Origin of the sequence: Microbacterium jepli (assembly GCF_047237905.1) — a bacterium.
In the GTDB taxonomy this organism is placed as follows: Bacteria; Actinomycetota; Actinomycetes; order Actinomycetales; family Microbacteriaceae; genus Microbacterium.
In genome coordinates, this window is sequence record NZ_JBDFLW010000005.1 from 2,856,100 (window position 1) to 2,867,467 (window position 11,368).

9 protein-coding genes are annotated in these 11,368 nt (G+C 64.8%); 4 read left to right on the forward strand and 5 right to left on the reverse strand.

What is annotated here, in order from left to right:
• Positions 1–112: 112 nt before the first annotated feature.
• From ABC304_RS17775 to ABC304_RS17795, 5 genes are all read right to left on the reverse strand, one after another.
• Entirely contained in the window at positions 113–637 is a 525-nt protein-coding gene (locus tag ABC304_RS17775; protein WP_412932815.1) for a signal peptidase II, read from the reverse strand.
• Positions 634–1,245: a cadmium resistance transporter gene (locus ABC304_RS17780; RefSeq protein ID WP_412932817.1), complete on the reverse strand. Its 612-nt coding sequence runs from the start codon at positions 1,243–1,245 to the stop codon at positions 634–636. Before ABC304_RS17780 ends, ABC304_RS17775 begins: the two co-directional genes overlap by 4 nt.
• Positions 1,245–3,167, reverse strand: a complete 1,923-nt coding sequence (locus ABC304_RS17785; RefSeq protein ID WP_412932819.1) for a heavy metal translocating P-type ATPase — start codon at positions 3,165–3,167, stop codon at positions 1,245–1,247. Before ABC304_RS17785 ends, ABC304_RS17780 begins: the two co-directional genes overlap by 1 nt.
• Positions 3,164–3,523, reverse strand: coding sequence for a Cd(II)/Pb(II)-sensing metalloregulatory transcriptional regulator CmtR (cmtR, locus tag ABC304_RS17790; protein WP_412932821.1), 360 nt, complete (start codon positions 3,521–3,523; stop codon positions 3,164–3,166). The genes ABC304_RS17785 and cmtR overlap by 4 nt, the downstream gene beginning before the upstream one ends.
• Before the next feature lie 244 nt (positions 3,524–3,767).
• Positions 3,768–6,311, reverse strand: a complete 2,544-nt coding sequence (locus ABC304_RS17795) for an AAA family ATPase (protein ID WP_412932822.1) — start codon at positions 6,309–6,311, stop codon at positions 3,768–3,770.
• Between the two features lie 682 nt (positions 6,312–6,993).
• Here ABC304_RS17795 and ABC304_RS17800 point away from each other — a divergent pair.
• The 4 genes from ABC304_RS17800 (at position 6,994) to ABC304_RS17815 (ending at position 11,331) form a co-directional block, all read left to right on the forward strand.
• The gene (locus tag ABC304_RS17800) at positions 6,994–7,992 is read left to right on the forward strand and encodes a hypothetical protein (protein WP_412932824.1); all 999 of its coding nucleotides are present in this window, start codon (positions 6,994–6,996) and stop codon (positions 7,990–7,992) included.
• Complete coding sequence (locus tag ABC304_RS17805; protein WP_412932825.1) at positions 7,989–8,627, forward strand: ABC-three component system middle component 2; 639 nt, start codon at positions 7,989–7,991, stop codon at positions 8,625–8,627. The genes ABC304_RS17800 and ABC304_RS17805 overlap by 4 nt, the downstream gene beginning before the upstream one ends.
• A complete protein-coding gene (locus ABC304_RS17810) occupies positions 8,614–10,026 on the forward strand; it encodes a hypothetical protein (RefSeq protein ID WP_412932826.1) in 1,413 nt (470 codons plus the stop codon). Before ABC304_RS17805 ends, ABC304_RS17810 begins: the two co-directional genes overlap by 14 nt.
• A 58-nt stretch (positions 10,027–10,084) precedes the next feature.
• A protein-coding gene (locus ABC304_RS17815; protein WP_143003672.1) for an IS3 family transposase occupies positions 10,085–11,331 on the forward strand; the annotation gives its coding sequence in 2 pieces (ribosomal slippage) (positions 10,085–10,397 and positions 10,397–11,331; 1,248 coding nt in all).
• Positions 11,332–11,368 lie beyond the last annotated feature (37 nt).

Here is an 11,368-nt window from a genome sequence, read left to right on the forward strand (position 1 = left end):
CGTGACGCGGATATCTGATCGGCCATCGAGCAGCTCAGCAAGCCTGTCGTCGAGTGTCTCCCAATCTGGTCAGCCGTCGAAGTACTGCAGGGTGATATACAGGTTGCTCCTCTCAGTTCTGGGTGCCGCGGATCATCAGAAGCGCTCCGGCGATCGCCGCGATGACGATCACGATGTCGGCGACGTTCCCGATGAACCAGTTGCCGTAAACGAGGAAGTCGACGACGTGCCCGTGGGCGAATCCCGGTTGGCGGAAGAGCCGGTCACCGGCGTGGGAAGCCGCAGCCCCGCCGAGTGCTCCGATCACGATCGCCCACCCAGGGCGTCGGACACGGAAGGCAAACACGATTGCGGTGACCGTTGCGGCGACGGCGATGAGAGCGAACACCCAGGTGGAGCCCGCACCGAAGGAGAACGTCGCTCCGGGGTTGTACGCGAGCTGCAGGCCCAGCAGGTCGCCGATCAGGGGGATGCGCTCGTGCTCCGACAGGGTGGCCTCGGCCCATGCCTTCGTTCCCTGATCGATCAGGACGACGACCACGGCGATCAGGAGCGCCCCGGCAGTGAGCCGCCAGCGCTCTCTCTGTGGCTGCGCTCCCGCCTCCTGCTCGACGTCGGCATTCGACTCCAGGGTCATGCGACGACCTCGAAGAGGCGGATGATGACGCCGGATTCGATCAGGATGAACAAGCCTAAGCCGATGAACACGACGGGGACGAGCCAGTGCTCGACGCGCTCCAGTCCTTCGGTGAGGGCCTTGTTGGTGCCGATCAGCCGGCCGGCTGCACACCAGACCGCGACGAGGATGAGGAATACGACGATCATGACCGCTACGTCGCCGGGCGCGCTGGTGCGGAAGATTGGCGTGTACAGGGAGATATTGTCCGCCCCGTTGGCGATAGTGATCCCCGCCACACCCCATAGTCCGACCGCGGTGATCTTGGCGTCATCGTCATCGTCATCGTCGCCCTTGCGTCGGAGTCCCCGCACGAGCGTCCAGATGCCGATGCCGAGCGGGATCAGGCCGAGGAAGCCGACCCATTCGTCCGGGACGATCGCGAGACCGAGCGCGGCGATCACGCTGATGACGACGAGGGTGATGAATCCGAGGTACTGGCCTGCGACGATCTGCCACGGTCGGGGCTTTCCTCGGCTGGAGGCGAGGAACAGCACAGTGAGCACGACGATGTCGTCAATGTTGGTCGCAGCGAACAGCCCGATCGCTGATCCGATGGTTGCGAGCATCAGCTGTCCACTCGCGGTGTGCGGCTACGGGTGCGGGCGGCGCGCAGACCGTTGAGGATCACGATGACCTCGGCAACCTCGTGGACCAGGACGACGGCCGCGAGCCCCAGCACGCCGAAGAGAGCCAATGGGAGCAGTGCGGTGATGATCAGCAGTGACAGAATGATGTTCTGGTTGATGATCCGCCGGCCCCGGCGCGCGTGATCGAACGCCCGCGGGATCAGGCGCAGGTCGTGACCGGTGAAGGCTACGTCGGCGGATTCGATCGCGGCGTCGGAGCCGGTTGCGCCCATCGCGATGCCGATGTCCGCGCCAGCGAGGGCCGGGGCGTCGTTGATGCCGTCGCCGATCATCGCGACCGGCCCCACCTTCGACAACTCGGCGATGGCGGCGGCCTTGTCCTCGGGACGCAGCTCCGGGCGCACGTCGCTGATACCGGCTTGCGCGGCCAGTGCACGAGCGGTGCGGGCGTTGTCTCCGGTGAGCATCGTCACACCGACGCCTTGGTCGGTGAGCGTGCGGACGACCTCTGGGACTTCAGGGCGCAGCTCGTCCCGGACGCCGATCGCGGCGACCGGTGACCCGTCGCGGTGGACGACCACGACGGTCATGCCCTGCTTTTCCAACTCCGTGACCCGCTCCGCGAGGTCGCGAGCGTCCAGCCAGCGGGGACTGCCGACGGTGATTCTCGATCCCTCGACGGTGCCGTCAATGCCGTGCCCGGCCTGCTCGGTCACATCTGCAGCTGCCGGAGTCCCCGGGGCCGCGGCAGTGATCGCTGAGGCGAGCGGATGCGTGCTGTGCTGCTCCAACGCGGCCGCCCACGCCAGCGCCTGAGCCTCGGTGACGCCGTTCACAGTGAGCACGGCGGTGACCGCTGGTTCGTTGCGGGTGAGGGTGCCGGTCTTGTCTACGGCAACGTGGCGGACCGTGCCGAAGCGCTCGAAAACGGCACCGGACTTGATGATCACGCCGAATTTGCTGGCCGCGCCGATCGCGGCGACGACCGTCAGCGGCACCGAAATCGCCAGCGCACATGGAGACGCGGCGACCAGCACGACGAGCGCGCGGGTGATCCATACTTCCGGGTCTCCCAGCACCGACCCGATGATCGCGACGAGCGCAGCGAGGATCAGAACGCCGGGTACGAGAGGGCGGGCGATCCTGTCCGCCAGACGAGCACGCTCGCCCTTCTCGGTCTGCGCTTTCTCAACCAGCTCTACGATCGTCGTAAGCGAGTTATCGGTGCCCGCAGCGGTCGCCTCGACCTCCAGGACACCGGCACTGTTGATCGCACCGGCCGACACCGCATCACCGGGCTCTACCTCGACGGGGATCGACTCCCCGGTGATCGCCGCAGTGTCCAGGCTGGAGCGGCCAGAACGCACAACCCCATCAGTCGCGATCCGCTCACCCGGGCGGACCACCATGACCTGACCGACCGTCAGCTCTCTCGCCGGCACCTGCGCGGAGACGCCGCCCTGCAGCACGGTCGCTGTTTCCGGCACGAGCTTCAGCAGTGCGCGCAGCCCGCCGCGGGCGCGGTCCATCGCCTTGTCCTCGAGCGCCTCAGCGATCGAATACAAAAAGGCCAGAGCTGCGGCCTCCTCCACGTAGCCGAGGATGACTGCACCGATCGCGCTGATCGTCATCAGCAGCCCGATGCCGAGCTTGCCCCTGAACAGTTTCCGGATCGCGCCGGGCGTGAACGTCGACGCACCGGCCAGCAGTCCGGCCCAGAACAGCACCAGCGACGGGATCTCCAGGCCGGACCATTCGAGGACCAGACCGGTCAGGAACGCGACACCAGAGAAGACCGGCAGCAGGATCTCGCGGTCTTCCCACCAGGGCCGCTCCATCTCTTCGGTCTCATCGTCCGCCGCAGTGGCAGGCTCGTGCTCGCAGCCACATGCCGCGCTCACGCGTCCGCTCCTGTACCGCAGCAGCCCGGCACCGTGCACGACGAGTCCACACACGGCGCGTGCTCATCGACAGCCAGCGTCACATCCACCAGCGCGACGAGCGCAGCAGCAAGATGCGGGTCAGCGATCTCGTAGCGAGTCTGTCGGCCCTCAGGCTCAGCGACCACGATCCCGCAGTCCCGCAGGCAGGTCAGGTGGTTCGATACGTTCGAGCGCGTCAGCTCCAGCTCGCGCGAGAGCACAGCCGGGTAGCTCGGACCGCCGAGCAGGGCCATCAAGATTCGGGAACGCGTCGGATCCGCCATGGCCCGCCCGAGCCGATTCATGACGTCGAGGCGGGAAGCAATAGTCAGCATGTGCTGAACTATACAGCTTCGGCTGATCAGTCAGTGCTCCCCCGCCAAGCGACGCAGCGACCGACATCTGCTGAATACGCGAACAAGCAACAATCGGCGCTATCAGTAGGCCATCACCCATGGTTCGGCGTCGTCGCGAGGGCAGATTCCCATGCGACCCGTCCGGTGAAGAATCCCGCAGAGGTACCTCAAACGGCCAGGCGAGGTGTCGGAGGTCCCCCTGCCATGTCCACCGTCGACAAAGTCATCGAGCGAGGCTGGTCTCGTGTGCGGCTGGCGCTGGAGTTTGCGGCGCGTGACGTGCGGAGCGTCTGAGCTCGTCGCGGACCGCGTTGACGGAGTGGGTGATGCTGGTTTCGTCGTGGCCGCGGAGCATGGTGGTGGCGAGCTGGTTTATCGCGTCTTGATCGGTGTGGGCGATGGTGATGGCGGTGTTGTGGTGGCGGCCGCGGGTGAGGCCGACGTAGAGGCCGGCGGCGTTGACGTCGGGTCCGACGATGGCGGTGTGGGTGGTGTCACCTTGGATGCCGTGCACGGTGGACGCGTAGGCAAGCTGGACATGGTCTGCCGCGTAGTCGTGGGTGATCCATCGGTGTTCGCCGGCGTCGGTGGGTGAGATGAGGTCGATGCGGTCGGGGTGGATGCGGTGAATGACCCAGGTGGCCCGGTTCTCCACACCCGAGACCCTGTCGTTACGTCGGGTTTGGACGGTGTCACCTTCAAGCAGCCGCTGCTCGCCTCTCCCCCACGCCACAGTTCGCGGATCGAGCTGCCCGGACGCGACGTGTTGGTCTTGAATGAGGGTGTTGACGGCGTCGACTTCGCTGTTGGTGCCGCATACCAGCGCGACCGTGTGCCCGCGGCTTCGAGCGTTGAAGTAGGCCTCGACCATCGCCTCACGGGCGGCGTCCGTGCTGTCGACACGGCTGACGTGGCCGGTCTCAGTGAGGGTTCGGGCGATCTGGACTGCGTGCGCGTGGTCACGAGGATTGCGGAGTTGAAGCGTGACCGATGCGTAAGCAGGGTCACGGAACCGGTGCACGGTGTCGAGCTCAATCGCGGCCGACGTGGCACGGATCGCGATCGCCATCGCACCGGTGTGGCCGACAGGCGCGGCCTGGTGTGGATCGCCCACCAGAGCGAGTCCCACCCGCGATTCGCGGGTCATAGCAGTGAGGGCTTGGGCAGTTTGCAGGTCCATCATCCCGGCCTCATCCACCACGATTCGGTCCCCCTTGTGCAGGGGATACTTCGTGACACCGATGTAAGCGGCGCCGGTGGTCGGGTCGGTGTCTCCGGGTGCGAAGCGGGTCCACACCTGAGCACCGGCGGCGTTCTTAGCCCATCGGAACCCGTGGTCGTAGAGAAGGGCGTGCAGACTCGTGGCCGCCGCACCTATCTCCTCGGCAGCGATGGACGCGGCCTTCCGTGTGGGGGCAACGACCAGCATGCGCCGCCGCTGACTCCGGAGGGCGTGGTGAGCGAGGCGGAGCATCGTGGTCTTGCCCGCACCGGCCGGGCCTGTGACCGTGACCAGCCCGGCCTGCCCAGCGATGGCCGAGGCCGCGTCGAGCTGAGAGGCGTCAAGACGGTCAGCGTCGAGTACCCGTGTTGCCGCGGTTCGAAGGTCGGCGCGTGGGAGGGAGGGGCCTGGGGTGGCGATCAGGTCGTAATCACGAGCCAGCCGCACCTTCGAGCGGAGCGTGTTTGTGGCCATGTATTGCTTTACATGCCCGGGCACATCCTGCTCATTCGTCAACCGAACCACCGAGGACATCGCTGTCGCGATGATGCGGTGCTGCACTTCGTCCAGCTCGGCACGGTCAACAACGAGGCCAGTGCGGGAGAGCGCCCGAAGTGCACCGGCATGGAGGTCGTACAGGCTGAACCGGCCGCTCGAGCTCCGTGACCGGTCATCCGCATCGACCACCGCCATGGCCGCCAACAGGTCGACGTCCAGGTCGCCGAGCGGCGTCGCGACCAACGGGGCGGGCGTGCGGGGGTGACCGATCGACGGATCGAAGCCCTGGATTTCGTCACGGACGGCGCGCTCCCACGACTCTTCGTCCAGCAGCGCCGGCTTGTCCGGTCGAGCGACCGCCCAAGCCCGCCGGTCTATCTGCTGCAGGATCGCCACGCCCGGCGACGCACCCTCATGCGCTACCTGCCACTCCATGATCAGACGGGCGCGGTTCGCTTCGATCTGCGCCGACCGCCGCGATAGCGGCGCCACTAGCGCAGCCAACTCCGCGATCTCCCCGTCCGCGTCGATCGTGTACCCGTACCGGGCCAGGGCGGTCACCCATTGCGGGTCGGTGCGGGCAGCGAGTTCCCCTTCGGCGTTGATGACGGTGTGGAATTTCATCGCCACCCGCGAGTCCACATTCGTCCACTGCCCATCCCGGCCGCGGACCTTGACGTTCAGCCACAGGTGCCGGTGAATGTGGGGGTCCAACGCGCGGGAGCGGCGGTGTTGCAGCTCGACGACCTCTAGCCGGGAGATGTCTTCCCGGCTGAGGCCGCCGTGGCCGCGACGAGCGTTCAGCTCCTGCTGCCACAGGACGATGGTGCGGTCGCGGATGCGGTCCTGCAACGCCCCGAACTCCCCCGCCAACTCCGGATGGAGGAGGGCGGCGATGCTGTACGACTTCGGATGATTCAGTGTCGCGTCCAACAGCAGATCCGACTCTGGACGCAGGTGCGGTCTCCCCCGCTCCTGCCCCGTCACCGGGTCGTGGCCGGACAGCCACACCCGCAACGCCCCCGCGGTCAGCGCATCCGTCGACACCACACCGTCCTCAACGATGAACCGCGTGACCGCTGTATCCGAGACCCCGCTATACCCCTCCAGCGCCGCACCACCTGACGACTCCTGAACGTGCGCGTCACAGACGCCGTCGAGGGCGTACGCGAGTGCGTGCCGGAGCCCGCGCGAGTCCGTCCCTCGTTTCCACCGCTCCAAGCCTCCGCGCATACGAACAAGCTACGCCCGCTCTTGCGGAACCGCTAGGCTATTTCACATTGGTGCCTGCGTGCATTGCGGTTCATTGCGGTTCAGTCGTGAGGAACGGATCGGTGGCACTCGCTCCTCGCTCGCTCGGATTTGGGCCCTCGGGCTTGCTCGCGAGCGGCGAGCCGTCTCGTCTCAGCCGGAGGTCGTGGCGCCAGATCGAGCGTGTGTGCATTCAACACAAGCTCGGACTCAGCCGTTGTCGCGGATGGGCGCGCCTCATCGCGCCTCGCAGCGGCCACCTCATATGACCCACACTGCACTGCACGATTCCAGGCGCCGCCATCAGGCACCCGCAGTCGCGTCAAGCGATCCCCATCTGAGACGCCTCGACCACTGACCCACTCCGCGTTGCACGACGAAGGCAATCGCTTGCGTCCATATAGGCTGAGCCAAATTCCGACAAAGTCCGTGCCGACGAGGCTGAGCGGGCACATAGAGACTCCGGCACTGAGGGCCAATGACGAAGCCATCGAAGATCGACTTTCGGATTCATGCGATCGATGCCGGCAGCGACGACGGCGGAAGAGTCGTCTTTCATCGGATGCTTTCGGCGCTGGTGGGAGTCGAGTATCCGACCGCGACCGACATTCGTGCCGACCCCGGCGACTGGGGCATGGATGTGATGGCCGGAAGTCTTGTCGATTCGATCCTGATCTGGCAGTCGAAGTACTTCTACGACAAGATCGGCGACTCTCAGAAGCGACAGATCCGCGAATCATTCGCATCCGCAATGGCTCACGCCGTCAAGCACGGCTACAGAGTGGACGCCTGGACACTTTGCGTCGCCTGCGAGGTCAGCGCACCGGAAAAGAAGTGGTGGGACACCAAGGTGCGGGAGTGGTCCAAAGAACACCCCCACGTTCAGTTCGATCTGTGGGACGCACCGCGACTGAGGCGAAAGCTCATCTCTCCCGACGCAGACCCGGTTTGGGCTGAGTTCTACGGTCCCGACAAGGACCATGCGCACGCGCGCCAAGGTGTACCTACCTTGCTGCCGCCTGCTTTGTCGCAGGAGGAGACACCTTCCTATGAGAGCGCCCTCTTCGTGAAGCAGATGCTGGCCGCCGGCATAACTGCCATGGACTCTCAGAGACACGCCCACTTCAACGCTGACCTACTCGTGCGAGACATAACCGCACGATCGGTGCCAGACCAGCTGGCAGCCGTCGCAGAAATGGACGCTGCGCTTCTTGGCACCTGGGAGGACGCAGTAGCGGATCCGGCGACGTCGCCATCGGCAGACGACTATGAGCCGTCCGCCCGGAGGCTCTTTGCGTCGGTGATGAAGGACATCAGGACTGTCGCGCCGCCCGCTGAGCTGCCTCTCCGCGCAGCTCACACGCGAGGTCTGATGCATCGCATTGTCGAAGAAGCCAGAGCAGGATGGGTTCACGACTGGCAGGATGTGGCCACCAACGCCAGGTCAGGCACCACATCCTCGGAGGCGGGTCTGTGACGCGCTCGCACTTGCCGCATCCATCTGACCTCGAGTCAGAGATGCTGGAGGCGGCCGTCGCCCCAGAAGATCACACAACCTTCCGGCTCGTGCAGCTGGCCCTACTTCTGGATGAAATATCGCCCGTAGATTCAAAGGGGTTGGGGCTGGAGCGCCTCGGCTATTACGACTTCTTCGCTGCCAGCCCGTTCGCGATTCTGACCGAACAGGATTTGAGCGAGCGCGCCAGGCTTCATCGCGCCGCGTTCGACGAGCATCAGCTTTCATATGCATCTACGGGTTCCCGCTTCGCCAACCGGCGCCGCCGGCTGCAGCACGATGTCGCGTTGCTGGTGGCATACGGGCTGGTTTCGCCCAGGGGAGGTGGCTATGGAATCACCGAAGCTGGTGAGCGATTCGTTGGCTCGCTGACTGCCCTCTATGCCGACCAATACCGCGAATCTGTTCGCGTTGTCCACACGAGGTTCAAGCGCTTGTCAGATACGCAATTAGCCAACGCAGCGCGACATTGGTTGCAGACTCCATCGCTACTCCTGGATCTATACGGCACCACCGAGGATTCCGTCCGACAGCCGTCGGCGTCTCAGTCTCCTGTTGCGTCCACCCCAACGGAGCCTCACAATGACGACGTTTGAAGAGGTACCGCAAGACATCAATGAGCCCGAGGGTGGATCGGCAATGGTGGCGGCTGCAGTTCCTTCGAACATCAATAGGGGAATCAGGATCCGCCGCCTGCGGCTGCTGGGAGTCTCAAAGCCGTTTGAGGTCGACTTTCGCGATGAAACCGCTGCGTTCCACCGCCCGTTGAGCATCATCGCTGGACGAACGAACACCGGAAAGACGAGCGTTTTCCGCTTTGTCGAGTACGCGTTGGGGGGCACCAGCTTTCCTAACCACACGGAAGTGCAGCGACAAGTAAGGTCGGTGGCCGTCGAGCTTGAGACAACGGACGGCATATTCACACTGGAGAGGGCCCTCGGCGCAAAGAACGCCATGCTCTACCCTGCACCGATTGGCAGCCTCGACATCCTCACGGCGCGGTCACTCCCGGTCGAACCGATCAGCGACCCTGACAGTGTGTCGCAATGGCTCCTCACCACTGTCGGACTTCAGGATGTGAAGCTAAAAGAAGCTCCGACGAAAGACGATTCCGGCACCGATACGTTGGGCTTCCGCGATCTTCTATGGCTGTGCCTGTACTACAACGAGCGAGTCGGAAGCCAGCAACGCTTGCACGTCGGGCACACCATGAAGGAGATCAAGTTCCGTCAGGTCGTCGATGCCGTCTTCGGAGTTCACGACAACGACCAAGCGGAACTTGCGCGCCGGATCAAGGATGCGCAGATAGCGCTGGATTACCAGCGCCGTTCCGTTGAGTCTCTGCAAGAGTTTGTCGAGCAGCAACAGCCGAAGGCTCTAGAGCAATTAGAGATTGAAGCCGAGCAACTCGACGCGGAGCTCGTCAAGATCAACTCTGACATCCGCGCCCTAACGCAGCGCGAGTCAGCCGCCTCGAACTTTGCCGCAGCCCTTCGCTCACGCCACTCGGGCCTTGTAGAGAATGCGGCCGAAGCCCATTCGCGTGTGCGCGATCGCACGTCATTGATTGACCGCTTCGCAAGTCTGCGCGCTCAGTACGCCGACGACGTGCGCAAATTGACACTCCTTGCTGAAGCTGAGGATGTGTTCGATCAGCTGTCGGTAACGACCTGCCCAGTCTGTTTCAATGCTCTCCCCTCGCCACCGTCCGCCAATGATGGAATATGCAGCCTTTGCAACCACCCCACTCACCCTGACGATCCTGAAAAAGGCGCAGTTCCCACTACGCAGGTAGATCGAGCGGCCCTTGCACGCCAAGAACTACGTGCCGCAGCCCGCCGCTATCGAGAGCTGGACGACTATTGGCAACGACTCAATGGGGATTTGCCGCTGCTGCGCGAACGAGCTGCGGGAGCAACTGCCGCTGAAACAGCTGCCGCAAAGGAACTGGACGACGCGACGCACAGCGCGGTAACTCCTTTCCTTGGGGCTTGACCCCTGATCTTGGACACGCTGATTCCAGCACGATGCTGGGGAAGCGAGAATCTGAGGGATGGCAAGGAAGAACTACACGGACGAGTTCCGGCAGCGTGCGGTGGATTTGTACGAGTCCACGCCGGGCGCGACGCTGAAAGCGATCGCGGCCGATTTGGGGATCTCCCGTGGTGCGTTGAAGGAATGGGTCGACAAGCTCGGATCCGGGACCGCTGCGGCCGGTTCGGTGTCGCCGCCGGTGTCGGTGCGGTCGGAGTCGCAGGCGGCGAGGATCATCCGGTTGGAAGCCGAGTTAGCGGTCTCGAGAGCGGAGCAGGTCAAGCTCGAGACGGAGCGGGACATCCTCCGTCAGGCGGCGAAGTATTTCGCTGCGGAGACGAACTGGTGAACCGCTTCCAGTTCGTCGAGGACCACAAGGACGCCTACGGCGTGAAGCGGTTGTGTGAGGTCATCGAGATCGCGAGGTCGTCGTTCTACGCGTGGCTGGCCGCAGCCCCGGGACGGGCCGCGCGAGCCGCGGACGACGCCCGGTTGGCGGCACGGATCCGGGTGCTGCAGGACCCCGCGCAGGGTGGTGACCGCGCCTACGGGGCACCGAGGATCACTGCCGACCTCAACGACGGCGTCCCCGCCGCCGGGCGGGTGAATCATAAGCGGGTCGCTCGGGTGATGCGGGAACACGCGCTCGCGGGGATCCGACTGCGCCGCCGGGTGAAGACCACGATCCCGGACCAGTCCGGACGGAAGTTCCTCGACCTGATCGGGCGGGACTTCAGCACCGGGGAGCCGAACCGCAGGTATGTCGGCGATATCACCTACCTCCCCATCGCGGACGGCAGCAACCTGTATCTGGCGACCTGCATCGACCTCGGGTCGCGCAAGCTCGCCGGCTGGCAGGTCGCCGACCACATGCGCACCGAACTCGTCGAAGGCGCTCTCCGCGGCGCGCAGCGCGACCGCGGATCGCTGGCCGGCGCAGTGTTCCACAGCGACCACGGCTCGGTCTACGCGTCGAAAGCCTACGCAGCACTCTGCGAGCAGCTCAAGGTGACCCAGTCCATGGGCGCGGTGGGCACGAGCGCCGACAACTCGCTGGCCGAGAGCTTCAACGCCGCGCTCAAACGCGAGCTCCTCCAAGGCGCGTCGGCGTTCCCCGATCAAGCCACCGCCTACCGGGCCGTGTTCCGGTGGACGAACCGATACAACACGCGCCGACGCCACTCCGCGATCGGCCAGATCACCCCGAACAGCTACGAGAACACCTACGCGGCCGCGAGATCAGCTACCCTCACGGAAGCGGCATAACCGAAATGACACCGTGTCCACGATCCGGGGTCAAGGC